Genomic DNA, 23,237 nt, shown 5'->3' with positions numbered 1-23,237 from the left:
CCTCAACGAGTCGTGCGGCCATCAGTCGTGCAACTCCCGGAGCTCGTCGATGTCGGTCCCGCCGAAGGTCACCTTCAGCCGGGCCGTCAGGACCTGCAACACCAGAACGACGAGCAGCACGTCGAGCGAGACCGCGAGTTCGACGATGCCCGGCACACCACCGGTGATCAGGAACGCCGTGGTCGCGATGCCGTTGTCGAGCAGGAGGAACCCGACGATCTGCGACAGCGCGCGCCGCCGGGTGACCAGGACGAAGAACCCGAGGAGCACCATCGCGAGCCCCACCGGCACCGCCTGGGTCTCGGCCGAAGGCGCCAACCGCACGATCGGGCGGCCGGCGGCGTACGCAAGCAGGATGAGCAGGGCGGCCGCGACGATCGAGGCGGTCACGTTGATCAACGGCTCGGTCTCTCGTGCCTCGCCGCTGTCCCGCAGTACCCGGCGAAGAATCCCCGGTACTACGACCGCCTTCAGGACCAGGACGCCAAGACCAACCACCGCCAGCTCGAGGCTGTCCAGCCGGACGGCGAGGATTCCAGCCAGCACTCCCAGCAGAATGCCCTGCACGGCCAGCAGGCGGACGATCGCCGCCAGCTCACGTCGCCAGAGCACCATCACCGACGACAGGAGCAAGCCGCCGCAGGTCAGGTAGAGCCATTGAGTTGTCACGATCACGCCAGGAAGAAGGAGGACGAGACAGCCAGGACACCGAACAGGAACGAACCCGCGAGCAGCTCGGGCACGCGAAACAGCCGCAACTTGGCCATGAACACCTCGCCGGCCGCCAACGCCACACCCAGCACCGCGACCTTCATCACGAACGCGGCGACACCGATCAGCAGCGCCACTGGCGAGTCCGTCGTGGCAACGCCCCACGGCAGGAACAGGTTCGCCCACAATCCCAGCAACACCGTCAGCCGCAGCGCCGCAGCGAACTCGACCAAAGCGAGGTCGCGCCCGGAGTACTCCAGCACCATCGCCTCGTGAATCATCGTCAACTCGAGGTGCGTCGACGGATTGTCGACCGGCAACCGACCGGCCTCCGCCACCACGACCACCGCGAACGCGACCGCGGCGAGCAAGGTCGCCGGCGACAGCACGCTGGCCGGCGACTGCTGTCCACGTTCCACGATCGCCGACAAACTGGTCGACCCGACCCGGGCGGACAACGCGAAGCCGGCGAGCAGGACCGTCGGTTCAGCCAGTGCCGCCACAGTGATCTCACGGCTGGCCCCCATCCCGCCGAACGCCGTACCCGTGTCGAGTCCGGCCAGCGCGAGCGCGACCGTACCGAGCAACAGCAACGCGACCACGGCAAAGAGATCCGCGACACTGTCCAGCGGCGAGACCGTGGAGACGAACGGCGCCACCAAAGCGATCACCAGGGTCGTCGCCACCAGCACCGCCGGCGCGGCGGTGAACACCCAACTCGATCCCGCCGGCGAGATCGGCTCCTTGCGGAACTGCTTGCGCAGATCGCGCCACGGCTGCCCGGCACCGGCACCCGCGCGCCCCTCGAGCCGCGCGCGGACCTGCCGCATCAGGCCGATCAGGTACGGCGCCACGACGATCAGCAGGACTAGTTGCACGACAACAGCGATGGCGCTCATGTCGTCAGCCCCACCACGACGAGGACCGCGATCAATCCGGCCAGCCCGAGCGCGAGGTACCTGTGTACGCTGCCGTTCTGCAGCCGGCTCAGGACACCACCGGCCCTCGTCGCGGCGGCCACGATCGGTGGGTACAGCGATGCTTCGAGCCGATCATCGACGCGTTGCCGGTACTGCACGCTCTCGATCAGGTACTGCGACTCCGCGTGGTGCGTGACGTCGACGTCGGACTCCGGTCGCAGTACGTCGTCGAAGACCCGGGTCAGCGGCTCGGCGAACGATGTCGCGGTGTACTCCATCCGCGGGTCCAACCGGGTACCACCGCACCCCCACACCAGCGACCGGCGCCGCGGCAGGCCGCGCTGGATCACCACGACGCCCAGCAGCGCCGCCAGCACGAGGCCGACCAGAATCAACAGCGGTGACATCGCGCCCTCGACACCTGTCAGGCGCAGCGTCACGCCACCTTCCATCGGGTCGCCGTCGTGGACCGAAGGCAGTGTCCCGAGAACCTTGGTCAATGCCGGTCCGATCGACGCCGGGGCGATGGCCAGCGATGCGCAGGCGGCTGCTGCGACAAGCATCGCCACGCGCATGATCCTCGGCGCTTCCTGCGCGGCCGCCGCCGGCTCGGACCGTGGACGAGCCAGGAAGCCCACCCCGAACGCCTTCACGAAGGTCACCACTCCCAGGCCCGCAGTCAATGCGACGACGCCGACCGCCAGCGGCATCGCAACCGCCACGACGGTGTCCGCGCCCGGCAGTCCATGGATCAGTCCCTGCAGCAACAGCCACTCCGAGACGAACCCGTTGCCCGGCGGGAGTGCCGCCGCTGCCAGCGCCCCGATGCCGAACAGTGCGGTCGTTGCCGGCATCCGCGACACCAGCCCACCGAGGCCGTCGAGATCGCGGATGCCAGTCGATCGCACGACCGATCCGGCGCCGAGGAAGAGCAACGTCTTGAAGCCGGCATGGTTCAGCGCATGGAGCAGCGCAGCCGCAATCAACAGGCTGGCCAGCGTGCGATTGCTGTCGGCCGCGAACATCCCGCCCGCGCCGACGCCGATCAGGATCAGTCCCATGTTCTCGGTCGTCGAGTAGCCCAGGAGTCTCTTCAGATCCACGGCGACGCTGGCCTGCAGTACGCCGTAGACGGCGGACAAGCCGCCCAGAATCAGCACGAGCAGCCACCACCACCGGGGGCCACCGCCGAGGAGGTCGAGACCCACCCGCAGGATGCCGTAGATGCCGAGCGTCACCATGGCAGCCGACATCAACGCCGACACCTGACTCGGTGCCTCCGGATGGGCTCGTGGCAACCAGACGTGCAACGGCGCCATTCCGGCCTTCGAGCCGAACCCCACCAGGACCAGCACGAAGATCACCGATCGGGTCGTGGGCGGCACCTGAGCGGATCGGAGCGCTTCGAACGACTCGCCTCCTGCCTGAGCGGCGAACAGGACGAGACCGAGCAGGATCGCAACCAGGCCGGCGTGTGTCATCGCGCCGTACCAGACTCCTGCGTCGCGCACGGCCGGTCGCAGCCGGTGCTCGGTGAACACCAACGCCAGCGAGGTCAACGCCATCAGTTCCCACAGCAGCAGGAACGTCGTCACGTTCCCAGCCACCGGAACCAGGAGCATCGCCGCCACGAACAGCGGCAACAAGGCCTGCGCCGTCCGCGAGCCCACACCGGTCTCCCCCGCGTGATCCGTGTAGCCGATGCTGTACAGCCCAGCGACGACGGCGACACCACCGATCAGCACACAGAACACGCCGGACAGCGCGTCCACGGCGACCACTGCCTCGCTCAACGGAATCAACTGTGGCACCGTCGCCGTGAACGTCGCACCAGTGAGCGCGAGGACGCCGGCCAGCACACCGAGAGCCCCGGTCGCGGCCGTGGACACACCCGCCGCAACTGCCCGTGGACGCGAATCCGTGACAACTGCGCTCAACGCTCCCAGCCCGGCGACCACCAGTACGCCGAGCAGCGCCCAACCAATCGTCATCGGCCGGTCAGGTCCCGCAGCGCCACGATGATCTCCGGTGGTTCCGGCGGGCATCCCCGCACCACGACGTCGACAGGGATCACGTCGGCAACCGCGCCCTCGACCCCGTAGCCACCGGCGAACACACCACAGTTGTGAGCACAGTCGCCGACCGCGACAACTCGCTTGGGTGCCGGCGTCGCGTCGTACGCCTTCCGCAGCGGCTCGGCCATGTTGCGCGTCACCGGGCCCGTCACCAGCAGCACGTCCGCATGACGCGGTGACGCGACCAACCGGGCGCCGTACCGCTCGGCGTCGTACACAGGTCCGAAGGCCGAGCCGATCTCCACCTCGCACCCGTTACACGACCCGGCATCCACATGCCGCACCTGCACCGATCCACGCAGTACGGCGTCTCCCTCACCCGATCGCCGTGGCGCCGGCTCCGCCACCCGGCCGGTCTCGCGGATCTTTCGCAGCAGCGCTCTCACCGCACAGCCCGCCGCACCCGGGCCCGACCGGACGCCAGCGCATCGGCGCGAAGACCGTCCAGCAACTCCGCCTGTTCCGAGAGCACCGAGGTCAGGATCACGCGCGCCACAGCAAGCAACTCGGCCACGTGTGGGCTGGTCAACGAGTAGTAGACCTGCACGCCGTCCTTGCGCGTCGTGACGAGGCCGGCCCGGCGCAGAACCGCCAACTGCTGCGACAGGTTCGAGGCCTCCAGGCGGAGCTCGGGCAAGAGTTCAGCGACTGCCATCTCCCGCTCGCTCAACAGCTCCAGCAGCCGGATCCGGGCGGGATGCCCCAGTGTCTTGAAGAACTCCGCCTTCAGCTGGTGCAGCGGTGTGGTCATGCCTCCGCCTTCCATCACTACACATCTTGCGCAATGCATGCGATCATGAATTGAAGAATTCTGCAACTCTTGTGTACGGTGAGGGCACAGGTCACAGCCGGACGGGAGACCATGGACGCGTTCACCGAGGAACTGCGACAGCGGATCGCCGCCGCCCGGAGGGAGCTTCGCGCCGCTCAGGAAACCGGGGATCTCGACGCCGAGCGCGTCTACTCCGGCGAACTCGACAGCCTCCTCAGGCTGGCCCTGGAAAACGGGGTGACCGTCCCTGCCGGCGAAGAAGTCTGAACAAGTCGAATCCGGCCCAGCGGACGATGAAAAGAGCGACCGCCTTGCTCTACGAAGTGACCTTCACCTCCCGCGAGCCCGACGCACCCACGCGCACCGTGACGGATGCGGCGGGAGTCAGCGAACTCGTTCGCCAAGCCGCGGCGACCGGCTCCCGGGTTCACATCCGCCCGCTACCCGACGACTCGGGCAGGGCAACTTCACAGTGAGCCGGCCAGCCAGGACCAGGCGACTTCGAACTTCTTCTCCAGCCTGACCCGGACCGCCTCCGCCACGACTTGCTCCAGTCCCTTACCCGCCACTGGCAGCGACGCGGTGACGTGCAGCTCGAAGGCCTGGGTCGTACCGCGCCCCTCGGGGACGATTCGTGTCCTGCCGGTAAGCCTCACCGGAGCACCCGCGACCTCGCCGTCGACCTCCGCCTCACGCGCGCCGTCGACGTCCGGCCGGTGCCAGAGCTTGTTCTGCGCCAGGACCAGCGAGTGACCGACGAGCCTTCGTGCGACGACCGGCACCTCGACCGGTTGCGTCTGCCAATGGACTCGGACGGCCCGGTCGTCACCGGAATCGCCTACCTCGACGTCGTACGACCGCGCCCTCATGCGCTCGAACACCTGCTCCTGGAAGGTGACGTCGGTGATCATCGCGAACACCTCCTCCGGCGAGGCGTCGTACGACGTGACGAGAGTCAGATCCATGGTCCATGTTTACACCCGGTTCAACTGTGCGTGAATGATAGGTTTTCAGCTGTGGAACGTCGGCGTCGGAGAGTTGACGCCCCTGCGGCCGAGCCGGAGGTGCGTCGGGTGAGCCGACCTCTGTATCAAGTGAAGGCCGAGTTCTTCAAGACGCTCGGGCATCCGGCGCGCATCCGGGTGCTGGAACTGTTGAGCGAACGGGATCACTCGGTTGCCGAGATACTGTCCGATGTCGGCATCGAGGCGACCAGCCTGTCCCAGCAGTTGGCCGTCCTGCGCCGATCCGGATTGGTAGCGACCCGCAAGCAGGGTTCGACAGTGATCTACTCACTGACGAGCCCAGACGTCACGGAACTGCTCAGAGTCGCCCGCACGATCCTCACCGGAATGCTGTCCGGTCAGGTCGAACTGCTGGAGGACCTCCAGGAGCCACTGCCCGCACCCCAGCCCGATCGTTGACCTGCGCAACAAGCCGACCTGGCCGTAGGTCGGTACGGCCTCGCCGCTGTGAGCCTCAGTGACCGGCTGCTTCGCCTGGGCCTGCCTTTCGTTGTGTACGGCTGCTCGCCGGGTGCCCGGGTTCGCCCGGGTTCTGTGAGTCGTGCGGCCCGGTCCCGGTGACGATCGTCCATGGGAGGTCGGGGCTTTCGTCCCTGAACTGCGGAGCGCTTGAGCGGGAGCGTGGAGTTATGGATGAGGTGTTCACTGCACGAGAGCCGGCCCGCCGCGGCGATGCTGTGGTGGCGTCGGGGCTGATCAAGGACTTCGGCGCGACCAGAGCACTTGATCATCTGGAGCTGACTGTTCATGCCGGCGAGGTGCATGGCTTCCTCGGCCCGAATGGCGCCGGGAAGACGACCACGATTCGCATTCTGCTCGGCCTGCTGCGCGCGTCCGGCGGTCGCGTCACACTGTTGGGCGGCGACCCGTGGCGCGAGACCGCGGCGCTGCATCGCCGCCTGGCCTATGTGCCCGGTGAGGTGAACCTGTGGCCGAACCTCACCGGTGGTGAGGTGATCGATCTGCTCGGGGCCCTTCGGGGCGGGCTGGTGACGTCCCGTCGGGCGGAACTGCTGGACCGGTTCGAGCTCGACCCGACCAAGCAGGTCCGGGCCTACTCCAAGGGCAATCGCCAGAAGGTCGCCCTGGTGGCGGCGTTCGCCTCCGACGTGGAGCTGTACCTGCTGGACGAGCCGACCTCGGGTCTCGACCCGCTCATGGAGACGGTGTTCCAAGACGTCGTCCAAGGCGTCCGCGACCGTGGACACACGGTCCTGCTGTCCAGCCACATTCTGTCCGAGGTCGAGGCCCTGTGTGATCGGGTCACGATCATCCGGAACGGGCGCGCCGCGGAGTCGGGCACCTTCGCCGAACTGCGGCATCTCACCCGCACGACAGTGGCGGTCGAGACCGTCCGGCCGCCCACCGGCCTGGGCTCGCTGACCGAGCTGCACGACCTGATCATCGAGGGCAGCAAGGCGCGGTTCAGCGTCGACGCCGGCGACCTCAACACCATGCTCGAGCGGCTCGTGCAGTACGACGTACGTTCCCTGACCAGCTCGCCGCCGACATTGGAGGAGCTGTTCCTGCGGCATTACGGCGACCAGCTCGACCGGCCGGCGGAGCTCGAGGCGGTGTGAGCTATGGGCACCGTTACGGCAGCCGACTTCAGCGGAACCTGGCGCCTGACCCGCCTGGCCGTACGCCGCGACCGTTACACCCTGACCGCGTGGTGCGCGGGATTGGGCCTGTTCGTGGCCGCGACGACGGCGATGTTCGATCAGAGTCTCGCCGCGCGCGAGGACCTCGTGCGTGAGACCCGGATGGTGGCCGCCAACGCCGGTATGCGCCTGCTCGGGCTCACCTCCGGGCCTAGCGTGGGTGGGTACATGCTGCACCGCGAGTACGTGACTCTCGCCGTACTGGCTGCGTTGATGAGCACGTTCGCCGTGATCCGGCATACCCGTCAGAACGAGGAGCTCGGCCGCGCCGAGTTGCTCGGCTCCACCGTGGTCGGCCGGTACGCCGGCCTGGCCGCGGGAGTCCTCGTGGCAATGGCCGCCGACGTCGTCCTGGCCTTGGTGCTCGCTGCCGGCATCGCGGTCAGCGGGCAGCCCCTCGAGGGCGCCCTGCTGGCCGGCGCGTCTGTCGCCGCAGTCGGGTTGGTGTGGGTGGGCGTCGCCGCGGTGACCTGCCAGCTGTCCTCGACGACCCGCGCTGCGGCCGGTATCGCGGCCGGCGCCCTTGGACTCGCCTTCGCGATCAGCGGTATCGGCAACATGCTCGGCACCGTCGACCAGGCCGGCCTGCGCGTGACCAGCGCGTGGCCCGCCTGGCTGTCTCCCATCGGGTGGGGGCAGCAGACACGACCCTTTGGTGGTGCCGCCTGGTGGCCGCTGCTCATCGCCGTCGCCGCCCTCGGCATCCTGCTCGGCATCGCGGTCACGCTCGCCTCCCGTCGCGATGTCGGACGCGGCTTGTGGCCAGAACGACGCGGCCGTGCCCAAGCGAGACAAACGTTGCTGAGTCCGACCGGACTGGTGTGGCGCCTACAACGGAGTGCGTTCACCGGCTGGGCTCTGGCCCTGACGACGTTCGGACTGATCTTCGGCAACCTCACCGAGCAGATCCAAGGCCTCGAGGGCAACGCCAAGGACTGGTGGACCGAGACAGGCGGAACCGACCAGATCATCGACGCCTACAAGGTCTCGATCATTCAGATGGCCGGCATGTTCGTCGCGATCTACCTGGTACAGGTGCTGTTGCGGATGCGAGCCGACGAGACCGGTGGCACGCTGGAGTCCGTACTGGCCTCGGGCGTCACCAGGGCGCGATGGCTGAGGGCTCACCTGGTGAACGCGATCGCCGGCTGCGTCGTCCTCATGGTGCTGTTCGCGGTCAGCATGGGACTGGCCGCCGGACAGGTTCTCGGAGATACCGGCATCCAGGTCCGTGAGCTGGTCTGGGCGGGCATCGTGCAGGTCCCAGGCATCCTGGTGATGGGGGCCGCCGTCGCGGCGGTTCTGTGCGCCGTACCGCGTTGGTCGGTGCCGATCAGCTGGGCCATCCTCCTCTCCGCCCTCGTGGTCGGCCCGATGTTCGGGCCTGGGCTGAACCTGCCCACATGGGTGCAGAACCTGTCGCCGTTCACCCACAGCCCCAAGGCGCCCGCGGTGGCAGTAACAGCCTCCCCCCTGCTCGCCTTGACCGCCGTCTGCCTCGGCCTCACCGCGGCGGCCCTGATCTCACTTCGACGCCGCAACCTGACCCTCCCAGCCTGAGCTGGCTGGGGGCGAGTCCGAGTGCGAGTGGTAGGCGCTCCCCCGGCACATCGCGAAGTACGGCGACGTGATCGCCGTCGACCATCTCAGCGCCGACATCCGCAGTGGCAGGGTCACCGGCTTCCTCGGACCCAACGGCGCCGGCAAGACGACCACCCTGCGGATGCTGCTCGGGCTGGCCCGTCCCACCTCCGGCACCGCCACCATCGACCAGGTCACCTACCGCGACCTGCCCACACCGACCCGTCGTGTCGGCGCGGTCCTCGACACAGGCGTGTTCCACCCGGCCCGCACCGGCCGGAACGCGCTGCGGGTCTACGCGACCGCCGCCGGCCTGGAGACCGCCAGGGTGAGCGCCGTACTCGACACGGTCGAGCTTGGACACGCCGCCGCGCGACGCGTCGGCGGCTACTCGCTCGGCATGCGACAGCGGCTGGCGCTCGCGGCTGCACTGCTCGGCGAGCCCGACGTACTGGTTCTCGACGAGCCGACCAACGGGCTCGACCCGCACGGCGTGCACTGGCTGCGCGGTTTCATCCGCACGTACGCGGCCGACGGCGGCACAGTGCTCGTCTCCAGTCATCTGCTGGCCGAGCTCACCAACACCGTCGACGACGTCCTGATCATCAACCGCGGCCGGCTCGTCGAGCATGCACCGCTGGCCGAACTGACCAACGCGACCACCAGCCTCGAGAGTCGTTACCTCGAGCTCACCACTGAGAGACCATCATGACCCAATTGCTCCGGGCCGAACTGATCAAGCATCGCGGGCTCCGCCTGACCTGGGTGATGCTGACCATCGCGATCATCCTGTCCGCGGGCCTCACCGCGGCGATCGCCATCGTGGCAGGCAGCCATGGTTCCGCACCACTCGGCCGCGACGACCTTCGCGGCGTGCTCGCAGTACCCGGCCTGCTCGTCGCGGGCATCGTCTTCGTGCTCGGCGTGCTGTCGTCGGCCGGCGAGTACCGCCACCACACGATCACCGCATCGCTGCTCGTCACCCCGCGTCGTGGTCATTTTCTCACCGGCAAGTACGCCGCTGCCGCCATCGTCGGCGCCGCCTTCGCCGCTGTCACGCTCATCGCGTCGTACGTCGCCACGGCGATCGTGGTGCTCGTCAAGGACCTGCCCGTCGACCTACTGACCGGAGACGCCGCCGTCACCGCGCTCGGAGCCATCATCGCAGCCGGTCTGTTCGCGTTGGCGGGAGCCGGGCTGGGTGCGCTCGTACGCAGCGAGGCCCTCGCGATCATCGCGGCAGTCGCGTGGTGGTTCGTGATCGAGGGTCTGCTCCCTCATGCGCTGCGCGAGCCCGGGCTGGCGAAGTACCTCCCGGCGGCCGCTTCGAGAGCGCTCATCCAGGCAGGTGCCCCCGTCGTCGACGGAACCGTCGCCGCCGCCACGGGCGGCCTGCTAGTCACGGCGTACGTCGCCGCCATCGCCCTACCAGCGGTCCTCCTCACCAAGCGACGAGACGTCGCCTGACACGTGACACCAAACCGCGGCCCGAAGACAGCAGTAAGTGGCTGTAGTCACTTACTGCTGCAACCCTCTCCCCCGGTCGCCGACGCGGTTGTCTCGAGGCTGGCAATGCGGTCCTGCCTTTGCGCACGACACCCTCGGACAGCGTGCGAATGTGTGAACGGTCAGATTGGCGGCAGGGGGGCAAACGTCCCTTGCAGTCGCCAGACTGTGTCACGATGCTCGACGAACTCACCGCCCGACTCTAGGCCTGTCTTGGCGACAAGGACCTTCAGTTCCCCGTTCACGCCGTAGTCGTCCGTCGAGCGCACGTCGATAACGAACGAGTCCAAGCCGGATTCCAGGCGGGCTGTCAAGCGCAGATCGGCGCCCAGCTTGGGCACGATCTCAGTGTTGCTCTAGGCAAGCTTTCGGTCGATCACGCGAGCGTGTAGGCCGGTTGTGCCGCCGAACTGCTGCCCGCTTCCGGCAGGTCGCGGTCGAGGTGGTCGGCATGGAACCGCGCCTGGTTGCATGCATCCCTGGCAATTCCGGTGCATCGATGAAGTCGGAGTCCTAGAGTGCGTGGGGTGAATCTTTCGCATCTCGGTGCGCCGATCGGGCCGATGATCCGCGTCCACGGCGGGTTCGCCAACCGGATGTACCGGCTCGACACCGACCAGGGGTCGTTCGCGGTGAAGGAGTTGAACCTCGTCGACCGCCGCTGGAGCTACCGCATCGAGGACGTGTTCAGGTTTGAGCGGGCGGCCTTCGCCGCCGGCATTCCGATGCCAGAGCCGATCTCGGCCGGCCACCACACGCTCGTCCACCGGTGGGTCGAGGGAGAGAAGGTACCCGAAGCGCCGGTGTCGGAGGCGTACGCGTTCGAGATCGGTGAGATTCTCGCGCGCATCCACGCGCTGGACGTCGAGTGGACCGACGTGTCGATCGAGGACCCGGCGCCGCGGGACTGGCCCGAGCTCGCCGAGCGGGCGGCCGCGACCGGGCAGCCGTGGGCCGACGAGCTCGCCTCCCAGGTCGAGACGTTTCTCGCGATTGCCCACTTCGTCGACACCTGCGAACGGCCAGGCCCCGTCGTACTGACCCACAAGGACATCCAACCGTGGAACCTGCTCGCTCGCGACGGTCGGCCGGTGGTGCTCGACTGGGAACTCTCGGGGATGCTCGACCTGGCCGGTGAGCTCGGCTCGACCGCGCTGAGCCTCGCGAAAGGACCTGGCTTCGACAGCATCCAGCCCGCCATCTTCCGCTCAGTCCTCGACGGCTACGTCGCCGGGGGCGGCGCGCTGCCGGCGCCGGGACCGAGCTGGTTCGTGTTCATGATCAGCGGCTGGCTCGGGCACACAAGGTGGAACATCCTCCGCTGCCTGGCCGGTGTCGAGGCGAGCACAGGCCCTGACCTCGCGCTGTCGCACAAGTCCGTGCGCAACGGCCTGCGCGGCCTACCCGACATGTTCGGCCGACTTCCAGAGCTCGAGACGCTGCTCGTGTAGTCCACTGGCTCGATCAGTCACCGTCGACGCGGCGCTCACCGCGGTCAGAGAACCATGACTGTTCTAGTTGCTCTGGGCAACAGAGTACGCCGGTCGCGGGTAGGCGTTATCCAGAAAAGCCGGGCGCACCGGTGCGGTGTGACATCGGGACGGGGCTGTCACATCGCGGGCCGGTGCGCGGACATATTGATGAGTCGACCGGCACGCGGCTGGTTGTCCATCGCACGGAAGAGAACAGATCCATGACAATTCCCCTGAGCAACCCTGCTCGCCGTCCCAAAGGGCGCGGGCGCACCCTGGCGTTCCTGCTTACCGCCGCGGCGCTGCAGTTGCAGTTCGCGCTCAACTTCCGCGCCAACCTCGTCTGCCTGACGGGCGATCTGAAGGCAGTGGCCAACCTGGTCGAGGAAGATCGCGACATCGCGGCGGCGACGGGCAACCCGCGGATCAGGTACGGCGGCCTACTCCTCGAGGCGTTCCGCGGCGTCGAGACCACCGCGACCGAACTGATCCGCGCCGCCACCGCCGAGGCGACCGAACACGAACAGGGCCGCATGGCGGCCTTCGCGACGTACGCGAACGCCGTCCTGCACAACGGGCTCGGCCGCTACGAAGCCGCCCGGGACGCCGCGTTACGGGTGTTCGAGCAAGACGTCCTCGGGTACGGCGTACTGGCCGTCGGCGAACTGGCCGAGGCGGCCTCCAGGACCGGCGACACCAAACTCGTCGAGACCACACTCGCCTGGCTGACCGAACGCACCACGGCCACCCCGACCGACTGGGGACACGGCCTCGAAGCCCGGGCCCGAGCCCTCCTCGGAGACGACGAGAACGCCTACCAACAGTCCATCGAGCATCTCGCCCGGACCAACCTGCGCATCGAACAAGCCCGCGCGCACCTGCTCTACGGCGAATGGCTACGGCGCGAAGGACGTCGAGTCGACGCCCGCGAACACCTCCGCACCGCCCACGACCACCTCGACGAAATGGGACTCCAAGCCTTCGCCGAACGCGCCCGCCACGAACTGCTCGCCACCGGCGAGACCGTCCGCAAACGCACTCCCGACACACTGAACGACCTCACCGCCCAAGAGGCACAGATCGCCGGACTGGCCCGCGACGGCCTCACCAACACCGAAATCGCCGCCCAGCTCTACATCAGCCCCCGAACCGTGGAGTGGCACCTCCGCAAGACCTACTCCAAGCTCGGCATCACATCCCGCCGGCAACTCCGCGCCGCGCTGGCCCGCTCTGCCTGACGTACACCAGTGTGTTTCACGGACGCGACGGCGTACGGCGCAGCAGACCATGGCCTCGTGGACAGCAAACTCGAGGCAATCGTCGTACCCGTATCCGATGTCGACCGGAGCCGGCACTTCTACCGTGCCCTGGGATTCCGGCTGGATCGCGACGACACAGCCGGCGACGTGCGGACCGTTGCACTGACTCCGCCGGGTTCTCCGTGCTCGATCATCATCGGCACAGGCATCAACTCGGCCGAGCCTGGGTCGGTTGTCGGCGTACTGCGGGTGCACGTCCAAGGCCCGCAGTACGCCGAGGTCACCGAGGGCTCCGGCGGAGTCTGGGAACGTCTGCACTACGACTGGTCCGACCCGAACCGCATCGTCATGGTGACCACGGACTCCAACCTGTGGGGCGGCAACTCCGGCCACACCTACACCTTCACCACCCCGCAGCCCGATGGCACGACCGCCGTCGACGCCGTCGTCGTACGCCAAGGCAAGAACCTCAAGGGCCGATTCCTCGGACTCGTTCTCGGCACCGTCGGCAAGGGCGTTCTGGCCAAGGCCGTCGCCAACACCGTCAAGGCCATCGAAGCCCGCAACGCCACCGTCAAGGCCTGAAAGAGAAACTCCCATGTCAACCACCGCAGCGGCGGCCGAGATCACGGAGACCAGCCGCGCGCTCGGCCGCGAGTACGTTCAGCGCGCCTTCGGCCGTACCGAGGGAGGCGACAAGCCGAATGGCCCCGAGGTCGCGCGCGCCCAGTACGACGCGATCGTCGAGTGGGGCATCCCCGATCCGTCCCGGCTCGGCCGCCCGGCCGGCATCACCCAGCCCACTCTCGTTGCCAACGGCAACAACGACACGATGATCCCGACGGTGAACTCCCAGCTCCTCGCCGACCATCTGCCCAACAGTACGCACGACATCGTCGACTCCGGCCACTTCGTCTGGGAGGAAGCCTCGGGCTGACGCGTCCAGGGGTCAGTGCAGGGTGTCGAGTTTCTGCCGGGCGGTCGTGAGGCCCGCTGCGGCCTGGTTGAGATGGTCGAAGGCGGCGCTCAGGTCGGCGTCGGCACCCTCCAGTACGCCGGCGGAACCTTGCTCCACCTCGGTGTGCAGAAGACCCGCGAAACGCGGCAGACGGAACGACTGCATCAGCAGGGCCGCGGTCGACATCACCGTCCGCAGTTCGTGAAACTCCGCCACTAGATCCTTCGCCGCCACGTCGTCCACCGGACGACGACGCAACACCTCGACCGCCTGTCGCAACGCCGCACCCGCTTCCTGCAGCGCGTATTCCACACTCTCCGACACGGTCGCCTCCTCTCCGTCGGCGTGGTCGCCGTGCTGAGATTCGAGGCAGCAACGGCACCAGACCTCCGACCGGACTGGCAAGCAGTTGAAAGGTGTCGTGCACGAATCGTAATTATGCGAGTTCGCGTAGCCGTGCTCTGGCGGCCCTCTCGACGAACAGCGGCACGAAGTCCCGGATCGGGACCTCGTCGAACTCGGGGCGGGACTGACTCACGACCTCCTCGACCGCCTCCGCGGGAACCTGCGGAAACTGCTTGGCCAGCCGCTCGATCACCTCACCGATCGCACGCTCCTCATCTGATCTGTCCATCTGTCCACGATGTCGCCCACCCCGCACCCGGACAAGACTCGTCGACCACGCCGACATCGCCCGCCTCACCCTCATACCCACACCGCGCACCGACCTCGTCGCCCGCCTCGCCACCGTCACGGTCGTCGGCTACGAGACCGTTGGGCACCCCCACCTCTCCGACGCGCTCCTCCAGACCTGAGCACCAGGCACACCACCCGTTGCAAGAGGTCACCACCCGGCTCCCCGGCCGCATCGACACCTCGGAAGCGACCTACACCTCGGTCAACGACCTATGACAGGCCCTGCAACGCGCAGCGACGGCCCACGGCGAGCACGAAGCCCGCAACGGCGGCAAGTTCGACGAGCAATGGCCCCAGTGGTACGCGACGTACATGGTCGCGGAGCGAACCGGTCAGGAGCTCCCGCAATGAGCGACTACGACGTCATCGTGATCAGCGACGGCTGCCCCTGTGCGCGGGTCCCCCTCGACACCATCCAAACCTTCCCGACATTTCCCGAGTTCTACCTCTCAGCAACGGCCGGGCGCGGGCGCTTGCATCGTCGACCACGGCCCAGGCCGCATCATCAAGCCCGGACGTTCCGGAGTCCGTCGATCCCCCAGTGGGCCGATCCACGCTGCCGGGATCAGGGGCTCGGTACTGCCGGCACAGTCAGCTGAGCCGGTGATCTGAGCGTTCGTCAGGCGGCGGGCGGCCAGGAGGACGATCTCACGCTGCTGCGCGGTGACTTCCGCGAGGGCGTGTGGCGCTCGGCCGACGGAGCCTCCCCATAGTCGAGGCGGCTCCATGCGGTATGCGGCTGCAGTGCCGCTTACTCGCGGCTTCCGGTTTCGGCCCATCGTTGGAAGAGGTCGGTCTGCTCTTGGGGCCAGGCGCGGTCGCAGGGCATGGTGCCTTCTCGGAGGCGTGCGAGGATGCGTTCGGCATGGTGGCTGACGTCGTCGTGTGACCAGAGGTCGAAGTGCCTCAGCATCGCTTGGCGGTCCTTTTCGCGAAACAAGGGCCTGATGTCCGCCTCAAAGCCAGTCGGATCGCTGCGATCGGTGGCCATGACTCCTCCTAACGTCGTTCAGGCGCTGGGCGTGGCCGGCCAGCCGGCTTGTTTCTCGGCCCAGGCCAGAGCGTAATCGGCGACCTCTTCCCACCCCTTCTGCGCGGGCAGCAGGTGCGGCATTCCCTCGTACTCCTTGACCTCGGTGATGGTCTTCGACGACTTGTAGTGCTTGGCGTTGGACCGCTGCACGCTCGGCGGCATGAGGTGGTCCTCGCTGCCGGAGACGAACAGCAACGGCGGCCGGTTGTCGTTGTGGTAGTTGACGTGGACGTCCTGCGGGCCGGGCTCGAAGTTCGCCAGCACGCTGTTCCAGAAGATCCGCCCGGATGCTGGGACGTGGTACCGCTGGTAGAGCTCGAGGGACTCTTCCTCGGTGAAGGTGTTGGCGAACGTGTACTTCCACTGCTCAGGCGTCAGGCCGACGGCCTTGTGCCGGTTCGCCGGGTTCTTCAGTACCGGGAACGACGCCTTGAGCTGGGACAGCGGGATGACGCGCACCCCCTCGGTCGGCGCGGAGTTGATCGCAACCCCCGCGACGCCGAATCCGTGGTCCAGCAGGACCTGCGTGAACGCACCGCCCGCGGAGTGACCGATGATGATCGGCGGCTCGTCGAGGGCGCCGACCACCGACTCCAGGTGCGAGATGATCGCCGGGGCCGTCAACGCCTCGATCGGCGTCGGGTCGGCGTTGAGTGCCTCGACCTCCACCTCGAACCCCGGGTAGGCGGGCGCGATCACGTGGTAGCCGGCCCGCTGGTAGCGGTCGATCCAGTGTTCCCAGCTGCGCGGGGTCACCCAGAACCCGTGGACGAGAACGATGGTCTTCATCAGGGGGCATCCTTTCCAGCGAGTATCCGATCTGCTGATTTACACCTCTACGACCGAACAGCCCGGCAAGATGTGACACAGTCGCAGGGCGTCCGGGGTCGGACGCCCTGAGTGTGTTGTGTCTCGCATGTCACAGGCACCTGAACGCCATCGTCTGACTCAGCTCGCTGAAGGAGCGGCACCAGATCACGGACCAGCTCGGGACCCAGCAGGTTCATCGGAGGGTTGTTGAGCCCCACGAACAGGACGGCACCTTGCTCCTCCACGGTGAGCGTGTCGTAGTCCACGGGCGCATCTCCTATCGATCAGAGTCGCTGGTGCGTCGGAATGAAGGTGTTCGCGCCCTCTGCTTGTTCGGCGCGGATGATGTGGGTGATGGCATTGATCAGGGCCAGGTGACTTCCAGGTCGTCTCGAGCATCAGGCTGCCGGGCAGATATCGACGTGCGGCCGGCACCTGTACGCCGTACGGACCAAGCCGGAAGCTCCCCGCGGCGCGGTCAAGAATCGCCCCGAACACACTGGGTGAATCGTGCCGCGGCAAACACATCCACTCCACCGCACCACTGGGGCGCGATCAGGCAGTTGGACTCGCAATCCGACAGGAAGGCGTAGTCCGCGATCGGCGGGTGCACGCTTCGCCCCGGCCCTTCATGCAGATCACCAGAAGTCGCAAGACTGCGCGCCAGAGACTCAGGCATGGTCACTCCCCCCTCTGGATGTTTCGGCCTGCGCCAGTTCGACGCGGTAGTCGTGGATCGGGCGGTAGCGGTCGTAGAGCGTGGTCAGGATGCTGAACAGGAAGATGAAGAACAGGGTGTCGATCGGCTCGAGGCGACCCTCGCCTCGCCGCAGCAGCAGCGCCGCGGTCGAGACCAAGACGATGTTGGTGACGAACACGACCAGGAACGAGATCCCGGCCGATTGCCACGAGTGACCTCGCTTGGCCGCCCACAGTCCGAGTGCGGCGTTGATGATCGCGTAGAAGGCAACCCCGAGGAAGATCTGCAGGCTGGTCGCCTCGACCCCGGGCAGGACCCGGCCGTAGATCACGCTGATCAGCCCGATCAGGAAGATCTTCTCCAGCGCCGCCTCGTCGAAGACCTTCCGGTGCCGGGCCTGGAACGCGGCCCGTTCGCTCGCGGTGGCGATCGCTGCCGGCAGCGGGTCGGCCGCGAGCCGCAGCGACCAGTCAGCCTGCGGCAGCCGGGGCCGTACGACGAACAGCAGGACCGCGATCAGCACGAGGATGCCGGTCAGAACCACCGGACCGAACCACGGGACGTCACGGACCGTGTCGGTGAAGTCGAGCTTCGCGATGTGAATCCAGTACTCCTGCGGAAGCTTGATGAAGACCCAGATCGCACCGGCGACGATCAGCCAGAACTTGAACCCGCCACGCAGCGGATTCCACCGCGTGCGGACGGTTTCGTAAGCGATGAAGAAGTACTCGAACGTGTTCGGGAACACCAGCAACAGCCAGCGCAGGCCAGTCAGCTCGAACGCCACCACACCGATCTGCCGGTAGAAGAACAGGAACCGATTGATCGGAACGCCGACAGATTCGCCCAGCTCCGCAAAACCACACTCCAGAACACAACGTCGACGCCCATAGCCCCATCCCCATCACCCGTCAGTGTCCGTCGATGGCCGGGCCGGATCCAAGGATCTTGACGACAACTGCGTAGGCGACCCTCATTCCCGACGGACGACGTACTCGCGGAAGCGGCGGGCGGCCGGGCTCGCGGCGTGGCCCCGAGGCAGGACCAGGTCGATCCGGCGGACCAGTTCGACTCCGGCGAGCGGCACGAAGGTGATGGCTCCGGCGACTCGCGGGGCGAGATCGAAGTCGGCCGGCGTCAGCGTGACGCCGACTCCGGCCGCGACCAGGTCGATCAGCATCGTCCACTCGTTCACCTCGCACGCGATCCGGCGGGTCAGCCCGGCCTGACGGAACGCGATGTCGACCACTTCCCGGATCGTCCATTGCGCCGGCGGCTCGACGAATCGCTCCCCCTCTAACTGGTCGAGCGTGACGGAGTCCGCCTGCGCCAGCCGATGGCTGGTGGCGACGGCCAGCATGACGGGCTCCGCCTCGAGTGGCACAGCTTCGAGATCGGACCGCGTGTCGTCCAACGAGACCAGCGCGCAGTCGAGGCGTCCGTCCGCCACCAGGTCCACCATCTGCAGCGCCGGCAGTTGCTGCACCGAGATGTCGACCCGGGGATGCGCGAGCGCGAACTCCGCCACCCAGGACGACACCGGCAGCCGGTGTCCGCTCGACTGCAGCGCGCCGATCCGCAAGGTCCCTGCGAGTACGCCGTGCGCGTCCTGCACCGCCTGCTGAGCCGCCTCAGCCGCGTCGAGCGCGTGCCGGGCCGCTGGAAGGAGCGCCGAACCTTCGGCGGTCAGCCGCACCGGCCGGGTGCCACGGACGAACAGCAGTGCGCCGACGTCCTTCTCGAGGGCCCGGATCGAGGTGGACAGGCCGGACTGGACGATGAGTTCCCGGGCCGCGGCCCGGGTGAAGCTGCGCTCTTCCGCGAGCGCGACGAAATGGCGCAGATGCCTGAGTTCCACGGTGACCAGTATCTCCGACAGAGATGGAATTCATCTCTTTCCGGTGCACGAAAGCTGGTATCGCCGCCGGCTCCGGCCCGGTTCTCCCAAGTGTCCAACGGACTCTCCAAGGAGAAACTACTGATGAGCTCCATCGCACCATCCGCCCACGCCGTGTCCCGGGCGCACGGCCGGTACACCGCCGGGTTCTGGTTCGTCACCGCCGCCTTCCTGACCCTGATGGCGTTCGGCACCGTGCCCACGCCGCTGTGGCCGATCTACCAGCAGCGGGATCACTTCGGGGCGACCACGGTGACGATCGCTTTCGCCGTCCTGGTCATCGGCGCCGCGGCCGCCTTCCTGCTGCTCGGCCATCTGTCCGATCGGCTCGGCCGTCGGCGGATCATCGTGCCCGCGTCGCTGGTCGGCGTACTCGCGGCCGTGGACCTCGCGGTCTGGCCCGCACTGCCGGGGCTGATCGTCGGCCGGATCCTGACCGGCGTCGCGATCGGGCTGATGGCATCGACCGCGACGGCTTACCTCACTGACCTGTTCCACGAGGCACGTCCCGAACGGACGGGCTCCGCCGTACCCACGTTGGTGGCCGCGGCCGCGAACCTGGGCGGCCTGGCGCTCGGCCCGCTCGTCGGAGGCGCTCTCGCACAGTGGGGCCCGGCGCCGCTGCGGACCGGGTACATCCTGTTCGCCGGCCTGATGGCACTCCTGCTGCTGCTGGTCCTCACGAGTCCGGAGACCATCGACACCGAGGTGACTGATCGGATCCGGCCGGTGCGGTTCGCCCTGAAGCCTGGGCAGGGGGCCGCCTTCGGTACGGCCGCCGCCGTCGGGGCCTTCGCCTTCGCCGTGATGGGCCTGTTCTCCTCGCTGGGCGCGATCATCGTCCGCGGTGAGCTCGGCATCACGTCGTACTTCATCGCAGGGCTCGCGCCGTTCACCGCCTTCGCCGCCTCGGCCGTCGCTCAGCTCGCCCTCGTGCGGCTGACGGACAGGTCCGTGCTCGCCACCGGCACGACGCTGTTCCCGATCGGCCTGGCGTTGACAGCGGCCTCGCTCTACCACCCGGCGCTGTGGCTCGCGCTGACCGCGGCCGCGTTGGCCGGCGCCGGCGCCGGCATGATGTTCAAGAGTGCCGTCACCCAGGCGGTCCGCACCGCCGAGCCCGCCTCGCGCGCCGGTGTGCTGGCGACGTTCTTCGTGCTCGCCTACCTCGGGATGGGCCTGCCCTCGATCGCCTTCAGCCTGGTCATCCGGCACGCCGGATTGCGCCCGTCGATGATCGGCTTCGCGGCAGTCCTGTCGGCCGGCGCGATCGCCGCGGTCGTCGCCGCCCGGCGATCGACGGCTGTCATCCCCGCCTGACCACTACCCGGCGGCGGTGTTGTAGCCCAGGGCAAATAACGTGCCTTTGCGTGCCTCGGACAACTGGCCTGGGCTGATCGTGGTTACACACGCGAAACCCGCGGGGACGGTTTGGAAACGTGAGTTTGTTCCGGGGGCAATTGTGCGGCAATCGGGTGGTTCTTCACTGGATGTCATCCAGGACGGATCGAAACCCCAGGAGCCCGCATGCAACTCGCCGACGGTGCGCACTTCCCCGTCGTGGTGGTCGGCGGTGGTCAGGCCGGGCTCGCGGCCAGTTGGCAGCTGACCCGGCAGGGCCTGGATCACCTTGTTCTGGAGGCGGATCGGGTCGGGAGTGAGTGGCGCGAGCGGCGCTGGGACTCGTTCTGTCTGGTGACGCCGAACTGGCAGTGCCGCCTGCCGGGATTCCCGTACGACGGACCGGACCCGGACGGCTTCATGGTCCGCGACGAGATCGTCGCCTACCTGGAGAGCTACCGGCGGGCGTACGACGTTCCGATCGTCGAGGGAGTCCGGGCGACGCGGCTCGATGCCGGGTTCCGGATCACCACCACGCAAGGCGTCGTCACGGCGGACCAGGTGGTGGTCGCAACCGGTCCGTACCAACTCCCCCGCATTCCGCGCGTCGCCGAACGGCTGACAGTGCCCCAGTTACATTCCTCGCAGTACAAGAACCCTGATCACTTGCCGCCCGGGGAGATCGTGGTGGTCGGGACGGGTCAGTCCGGCTGCCAGATCGCCGAGGACCTGCACCTGGCAGGGCGCACGGTGCATCTGGTCACCGGCAGCGCTCCGCGGGTGGCGCGGTTCTACCGCGGGCTCGACGTAGTCGCGTGGCTGGAGCGGATGGGCTACTACCGCAGGGGAATCGACGAGTTCGACGATGTCGACGCGGTCCGGTTCCGCGTCAACCACTACGTCACCGGTCGCGACGGTGGCCGCGACATCGACCTGCGGCGGTTCGCGCTCGAGGGGATGCGGCTCTACGGCCGGCTGGTCGACGCCGATCAGCAGGTGCTGCGGTTCGCCAGCGACCTGACGCAGAACCTCGACCAAGCCGACGCGGTCTCCGAAGGGATCAAAGACTCCATCGACGCGTTCATCACCGCCGAGGGGATCGAAGCGCCCGAGGAGGCCCGCTACCAACCGGTCTGGGAGCCGGACCAGACGCCGGACTCGCTGTCCCTGCAAGGAATCGGGGCCGTTGTCTGGAGCACCGGATTCCGTCGTGACGACGGATGGATCCGGGTGCCGGTGTTCGACGGCCGCGGCTACCCGTCCCATCGCCGGGGTGTGACCAGCGTTCCGGGTCTGTATTTCATCGGCCTGCCGTGGCAGCACACGTGGGGCTCGGGCCGCTTCGGTGGCGTTGCGGACGACGCGCAGTACCTCGCCGAACGGATCACCGAGCAGCGGGCCGGCGTGCACTGGATTGCCGGCCTGCATCGGACGGTGGCCTAGATGCAGGTCTCCGATGCCCACCGCCATCTCGGCGTACTGCCCGCGTATCCCTTCTACGGCGGGCCTCCGGTCAACCCGGACATCACCGCCCGCGCGACCGTCGACGAACTGCTCGCGGACCTCAATGCCGAGGGCACCGAACGCGCGCTGGTGATCCCGAACTACGGCGTACCGGACGTCAGTGTCTCGTTCGGCTTCAACGAACTGGTCGTCGAGGCAGCGGCCCGGGACGACCGGATCCGCGCCGGCCTCTGGGTCTCACCGCGGCCGCAGGACGCCGAACTCACCGCCAAAGCTCTCACCCTGGCCACCGAGCCGGGAGTACGGGCGCTCAAGCTGAGCTTCCTGCTCGGCGGTCATCCGGCCGACGACGCGGTCCAACCGCAGCTGGACGAGATCTTCGCGACGGCACGGCGGAACGGGCTCGTCGTGCACGTCCACACCTCCCCCGGCGCCGCCTCGGACATCGACCACGTCGGCCGGCTGGTCGAGACGTACGCCGATGACGTCGCGCTGCACCTGGTCCACTTCGGTGGCGGGATGAGCGGGCACATCAAGCTGATCGGTGCGCGGTTCTTCGACTGGATCGAGACCGGGAAACGTGTCTACACCGATCTGTCCTGGGCGATCGGCTTCGCTCCGGGCTGGCTGGCCGCCGAGATCGAACGCCGCGGCGTCGGGCACGACCGGGTGCTGTTCGCCAGTGACCAGCCGTGGGGCGATCACGCCGGCGAGCTGGCCCGGATGCGGGCCGTGATGGGCGACGGCGAACTCGGCGACCTGGTCTTCCACCGCACCTTCGCACACCTCTACGACTGACTCACATCCACACCACACAAGGAGAAACGACATGCCCGAAACGGCCGAACTGACCGATCTCGAGACCAAGAGCCTCGAGGAGATCCCGCATCCCTCGCTGCCGCAGGGCTCCAGTATCTACGGCGGCACCAAGGTGTTCCCGGACTATCAGGCCGAGGACGGCGAGACCTATTTCACCCTGGTGCACGGCATCGCGCACGAGTCCTCGGTCAGCTTCGTCGCCATCCTGCAGGCGACTCGCGCGCAGCGGAAGGGATTCGAGTCCGCGATCTACTTCTACGGCCCCGGTTCGCTGAACTGCCTGGCCACCCGCGGCTTCCCGACCACCGGGAACTCGGCGTTCCCCGGCGAGCACAACATCAACGAGTCGCTGAAGACGTTCATCGCCGAGGGCGGCAAGGTGTACTGCTGCCGCTTCGGACTGTCCCTGCACGGCGCTCGCGAGGAGGACCTGATCGAGGGCGTCATCCCGACCCACCCCCTGGACGTCCAGGACGCGCTGATCCACTATGCCCGCAAGGGCGCCATCATCAACTCGACCTACATGTTCTGAGGGGT

The 23,237-nt window shown here is 67.7% G+C and carries 28 protein-coding genes; 14 read left to right on the top strand and 14 right to left on the bottom strand.

The features are described 5' to 3' along the window. Positions 1–21: 21 nt before the first annotated feature. The 5 genes from ACZ3HV_RS40445 to ACZ3HV_RS40425 are packed head-to-tail and all read right to left on the bottom strand — an operon-like array spanning position 22 to position 4,457. Positions 22–675 (bottom strand): hypothetical protein, encoded by a 654-nt coding sequence (locus ACZ3HV_RS40445; RefSeq protein WP_465692751.1) that lies wholly within the window; start codon positions 673–675, stop codon positions 22–24. Further along, positions 672–1,610, bottom strand: coding sequence for a respiratory chain complex I subunit 1 family protein (locus ACZ3HV_RS40440; protein ID WP_465692749.1), 939 nt, complete (start codon positions 1,608–1,610; stop codon positions 672–674). Before ACZ3HV_RS40440 ends, ACZ3HV_RS40445 begins: the two co-directional genes overlap by 4 nt. Then, the gene (locus tag ACZ3HV_RS40435; protein ID WP_465692747.1) at positions 1,607–3,622 is read right to left on the bottom strand and encodes a proton-conducting transporter transmembrane domain-containing protein; all 2,016 of its coding nucleotides are present in this window, start codon (positions 3,620–3,622) and stop codon (positions 1,607–1,609) included. The genes ACZ3HV_RS40440 and ACZ3HV_RS40435 overlap by 4 nt, the downstream gene beginning before the upstream one ends. Then, positions 3,619–4,092 (bottom strand): NADH-quinone oxidoreductase subunit B family protein, encoded by a 474-nt coding sequence (locus ACZ3HV_RS40430; RefSeq protein ID WP_465692745.1) that lies wholly within the window; start codon positions 4,090–4,092, stop codon positions 3,619–3,621. The genes ACZ3HV_RS40435 and ACZ3HV_RS40430 overlap by 4 nt, the downstream gene beginning before the upstream one ends. Next, positions 4,089–4,457, bottom strand: coding sequence for an ArsR/SmtB family transcription factor (locus ACZ3HV_RS40425; RefSeq protein WP_465692743.1), 369 nt, complete (start codon positions 4,455–4,457; stop codon positions 4,089–4,091). Before ACZ3HV_RS40425 ends, ACZ3HV_RS40430 begins: the two co-directional genes overlap by 4 nt. A gap of 111 nt (positions 4,458–4,568) precedes the next feature. On the opposite strand from ACZ3HV_RS40425, the gene ACZ3HV_RS40420 reads away from it, so the two are divergent. Further along, positions 4,569–4,745, top strand: coding sequence for a hypothetical protein (locus ACZ3HV_RS40420; RefSeq protein ID WP_465692741.1), 177 nt, complete (start codon positions 4,569–4,571; stop codon positions 4,743–4,745). A gap of 200 nt (positions 4,746–4,945) precedes the next feature. On the opposite strand, the gene ACZ3HV_RS40415 is transcribed toward ACZ3HV_RS40420, so the two are convergent. After that, positions 4,946–5,443, bottom strand: a complete 498-nt coding sequence (locus ACZ3HV_RS40415; RefSeq protein WP_465692739.1) for a DUF2505 domain-containing protein — start codon at positions 5,441–5,443, stop codon at positions 4,946–4,948. Between the two features lie 108 nt (positions 5,444–5,551). Between ACZ3HV_RS40415 and ACZ3HV_RS40410 the strand changes: the two genes are divergently transcribed. From ACZ3HV_RS40410 to ACZ3HV_RS40390, 5 genes are all read left to right on the top strand, one after another. After that, positions 5,552–5,902, top strand: coding sequence for an ArsR/SmtB family transcription factor (locus ACZ3HV_RS40410; protein WP_465692737.1), 351 nt, complete (start codon positions 5,552–5,554; stop codon positions 5,900–5,902). A gap of 230 nt (positions 5,903–6,132) precedes the next feature. Then, positions 6,133–7,083 (top strand): ABC transporter ATP-binding protein, encoded by a 951-nt coding sequence (locus ACZ3HV_RS40405; protein ID WP_465692735.1) that lies wholly within the window; start codon positions 6,133–6,135, stop codon positions 7,081–7,083. A 3-nt stretch (positions 7,084–7,086) separates the two neighbouring features. Next, positions 7,087–8,724: an ABC transporter permease gene (locus ACZ3HV_RS40400; RefSeq protein ID WP_465692733.1), complete on the top strand. Its 1,638-nt coding sequence runs from the start codon at positions 7,087–7,089 to the stop codon at positions 8,722–8,724. Positions 8,725–8,791: 67 nt separating this feature from the next. After that, positions 8,792–9,457, top strand: a complete 666-nt coding sequence (locus tag ACZ3HV_RS40395; protein ID WP_465692731.1) for an ATP-binding cassette domain-containing protein — start codon at positions 8,792–8,794, stop codon at positions 9,455–9,457. After that, positions 9,454–10,212, top strand: coding sequence for a hypothetical protein (locus tag ACZ3HV_RS40390; RefSeq protein WP_465692729.1), 759 nt, complete (start codon positions 9,454–9,456; stop codon positions 10,210–10,212). Before ACZ3HV_RS40395 ends, ACZ3HV_RS40390 begins: the two co-directional genes overlap by 4 nt. A 161-nt stretch (positions 10,213–10,373) precedes the next feature. Here ACZ3HV_RS40390 and ACZ3HV_RS40385 read toward each other — a convergent pair whose 3' ends face one another. Continuing rightward, positions 10,374–10,592 (bottom strand): hypothetical protein, encoded by a 219-nt coding sequence (locus ACZ3HV_RS40385; protein WP_465692727.1) that lies wholly within the window; start codon positions 10,590–10,592, stop codon positions 10,374–10,376. Positions 10,593–10,778: 186 nt separating this feature from the next. Here ACZ3HV_RS40385 and ACZ3HV_RS40380 point away from each other — a divergent pair, with 186 nt between their 5' ends. From ACZ3HV_RS40380 to ACZ3HV_RS40365, 4 genes are all read left to right on the top strand, one after another. Next, positions 10,779–11,702, top strand: coding sequence for a phosphotransferase family protein (locus ACZ3HV_RS40380; protein WP_465692725.1), 924 nt, complete (start codon positions 10,779–10,781; stop codon positions 11,700–11,702). Positions 11,703–11,944: 242 nt separating this feature from the next. After that, a complete protein-coding gene (locus ACZ3HV_RS40375) occupies positions 11,945–12,961 on the top strand; it encodes a LuxR C-terminal-related transcriptional regulator (RefSeq protein ID WP_465692723.1) in 1,017 nt (338 codons plus the stop codon). Positions 12,962–13,018: 57 nt separating this feature from the next. Continuing rightward, the gene (locus ACZ3HV_RS40370) at positions 13,019–13,567 is read left to right on the top strand and encodes a VOC family protein (protein ID WP_465692721.1); all 549 of its coding nucleotides are present in this window, start codon (positions 13,019–13,021) and stop codon (positions 13,565–13,567) included. Positions 13,568–13,580: 13 nt separating this feature from the next. Further along, on the top strand, positions 13,581–13,919 hold the full coding sequence (locus ACZ3HV_RS40365; RefSeq protein WP_465692720.1) for an alpha/beta fold hydrolase: 339 nt from the start codon (positions 13,581–13,583) through the stop codon (positions 13,917–13,919). 12 nt (positions 13,920–13,931) lie between these two features. On the opposite strand, the gene ACZ3HV_RS40360 is transcribed toward ACZ3HV_RS40365, so the two are convergent. From ACZ3HV_RS40360 to ACZ3HV_RS40330, 7 genes are all read right to left on the bottom strand, one after another. Beyond that, positions 13,932–14,264 (bottom strand): hypothetical protein, encoded by a 333-nt coding sequence (locus tag ACZ3HV_RS40360; protein WP_465692718.1) that lies wholly within the window; start codon positions 14,262–14,264, stop codon positions 13,932–13,934. Positions 14,265–14,376: 112 nt separating this feature from the next. Then, positions 14,377–14,574: a three-helix bundle dimerization domain-containing protein gene (locus ACZ3HV_RS40355; RefSeq protein ID WP_465692716.1), complete on the bottom strand. Its 198-nt coding sequence runs from the start codon at positions 14,572–14,574 to the stop codon at positions 14,377–14,379. Positions 14,575–15,387: 813 nt separating this feature from the next. Further along, a complete protein-coding gene (locus ACZ3HV_RS40350) occupies positions 15,388–15,627 on the bottom strand; it encodes a hypothetical protein (protein WP_465692714.1) in 240 nt (79 codons plus the stop codon). 18 nt (positions 15,628–15,645) lie between these two features. Next, a complete protein-coding gene (locus ACZ3HV_RS40345; protein WP_465692712.1) occupies positions 15,646–16,458 on the bottom strand; it encodes an alpha/beta hydrolase in 813 nt (270 codons plus the stop codon). 186 nt (positions 16,459–16,644) lie between these two features. Beyond that, a complete protein-coding gene (locus tag ACZ3HV_RS40340) occupies positions 16,645–17,007 on the bottom strand; it encodes a trehalase-like domain-containing protein (protein WP_465692711.1) in 363 nt (120 codons plus the stop codon). A gap of 143 nt (positions 17,008–17,150) precedes the next feature. Beyond that, positions 17,151–17,966 carry a hypothetical protein gene (locus ACZ3HV_RS40335; protein WP_465692709.1) on the bottom strand — a complete coding sequence of 272 codons (816 nt, stop codon included), beginning with the start codon at positions 17,964–17,966 and terminating at the stop codon, positions 17,151–17,153. Positions 17,967–18,152: 186 nt separating this feature from the next. Further along, positions 18,153–19,037 carry a LysR family transcriptional regulator gene (locus ACZ3HV_RS40330; protein WP_465692707.1) on the bottom strand — a complete coding sequence of 295 codons (885 nt, stop codon included), beginning with the start codon at positions 19,035–19,037 and terminating at the stop codon, positions 18,153–18,155. A gap of 123 nt (positions 19,038–19,160) precedes the next feature. Between ACZ3HV_RS40330 and ACZ3HV_RS40325 the strand changes: the two genes are divergently transcribed. The 4 genes from ACZ3HV_RS40325 (at position 19,161) to ACZ3HV_RS40310 (ending at position 23,232) form a co-directional block, all read left to right on the top strand. Then, positions 19,161–20,396 carry an MFS transporter gene (locus ACZ3HV_RS40325; RefSeq protein ID WP_465692705.1) on the top strand — a complete coding sequence of 412 codons (1,236 nt, stop codon included), beginning with the start codon at positions 19,161–19,163 and terminating at the stop codon, positions 20,394–20,396. 207 nt (positions 20,397–20,603) lie between these two features. Beyond that, on the top strand, positions 20,604–21,860 hold the full coding sequence (locus tag ACZ3HV_RS40320; RefSeq protein ID WP_465692703.1) for an MSMEG_0569 family flavin-dependent oxidoreductase: 1,257 nt from the start codon (positions 20,604–20,606) through the stop codon (positions 21,858–21,860). Continuing rightward, a complete protein-coding gene (locus ACZ3HV_RS40315; protein WP_465692701.1) occupies positions 21,861–22,679 on the top strand; it encodes an amidohydrolase family protein in 819 nt (272 codons plus the stop codon). A 31-nt stretch (positions 22,680–22,710) separates the two neighbouring features. After that, a complete protein-coding gene (locus tag ACZ3HV_RS40310; protein ID WP_360379116.1) occupies positions 22,711–23,232 on the top strand; it encodes an MSMEG_0572/Sll0783 family nitrogen starvation response protein in 522 nt (173 codons plus the stop codon). The last annotated feature ends 5 nt before the right edge of the window (positions 23,233–23,237 follow it).

The organism is Kribbella sp. NPDC020701, assembly GCF_055562215.1.
The sequence above is the reverse complement of the archived record's forward strand: the minus strand, read 5'-3'. Positions and strand labels throughout refer to the sequence as shown.

What these genes read in the sequence shown, in the direction of transcription:
- ACZ3HV_RS40440 (WP_465692749.1), bottom strand. Translation starts at nt 1,610, where the DNA reads ATGAGCGCCATCGCTGTTGTCGTGCAACTAGTCCTGCTGATCGTCGTG.
- ACZ3HV_RS40435 (WP_465692747.1), bottom strand. Translation starts at nt 3,622, where the DNA reads ATGACGATTGGTTGGGCGCTGCTCGGCGTACTGGTGGTCGCCGGGCTG.
- ACZ3HV_RS40425 (WP_465692743.1), bottom strand. Translation starts at nt 4,457, where the DNA reads ATGACCACACCGCTGCACCAGCTGAAGGCGGAGTTCTTCAAGACACTG.
- ACZ3HV_RS40420 (WP_465692741.1), top strand. Translation starts at nt 4,569, where the DNA reads ATGGACGCGTTCACCGAGGAACTGCGACAGCGGATCGCCGCCGCCCGG.
- ACZ3HV_RS40415 (WP_465692739.1), bottom strand. Translation starts at nt 5,443, where the DNA reads ATGGATCTGACTCTCGTCACGTCGTACGACGCCTCGCCGGAGGAGGTG.
- ACZ3HV_RS40405 (WP_465692735.1), top strand. Translation starts at nt 6,133, where the DNA reads ATGGATGAGGTGTTCACTGCACGAGAGCCGGCCCGCCGCGGCGATGCT.
- ACZ3HV_RS40400 (WP_465692733.1), top strand. Translation starts at nt 7,087, where the DNA reads ATGGGCACCGTTACGGCAGCCGACTTCAGCGGAACCTGGCGCCTGACC.
- ACZ3HV_RS40390 (WP_465692729.1), top strand. Translation starts at nt 9,454, where the DNA reads ATGACCCAATTGCTCCGGGCCGAACTGATCAAGCATCGCGGGCTCCGC.
- ACZ3HV_RS40375 (WP_465692723.1), top strand. Translation starts at nt 11,945, where the DNA reads ATGACAATTCCCCTGAGCAACCCTGCTCGCCGTCCCAAAGGGCGCGGG.
- ACZ3HV_RS40365 (WP_465692720.1), top strand. Translation starts at nt 13,581, where the DNA reads ATGTCAACCACCGCAGCGGCGGCCGAGATCACGGAGACCAGCCGCGCG.
- ACZ3HV_RS40355 (WP_465692716.1), bottom strand. Translation starts at nt 14,574, where the DNA reads ATGGACAGATCAGATGAGGAGCGTGCGATCGGTGAGGTGATCGAGCGG.
- ACZ3HV_RS40350 (WP_465692714.1), bottom strand. Translation starts at nt 15,627, where the DNA reads ATGGCCACCGATCGCAGCGATCCGACTGGCTTTGAGGCGGACATCAGG.
- ACZ3HV_RS40345 (WP_465692712.1), bottom strand. Translation starts at nt 16,458, where the DNA reads ATGAAGACCATCGTTCTCGTCCACGGGTTCTGGGTGACCCCGCGCAGC.
- ACZ3HV_RS40340 (WP_465692711.1), bottom strand. Translation starts at nt 17,007, where the DNA reads ATGTGTTTGCCGCGGCACGATTCACCCAGTGTGTTCGGGGCGATTCTT.
- ACZ3HV_RS40325 (WP_465692705.1), top strand. Translation starts at nt 19,161, where the DNA reads ATGAGCTCCATCGCACCATCCGCCCACGCCGTGTCCCGGGCGCACGGC.
- ACZ3HV_RS40320 (WP_465692703.1), top strand. Translation starts at nt 20,604, where the DNA reads ATGCAACTCGCCGACGGTGCGCACTTCCCCGTCGTGGTGGTCGGCGGT.
- ACZ3HV_RS40315 (WP_465692701.1), top strand. Translation starts at nt 21,861, where the DNA reads ATGCAGGTCTCCGATGCCCACCGCCATCTCGGCGTACTGCCCGCGTAT.
- ACZ3HV_RS40310 (WP_360379116.1), top strand. Translation starts at nt 22,711, where the DNA reads ATGCCCGAAACGGCCGAACTGACCGATCTCGAGACCAAGAGCCTCGAG.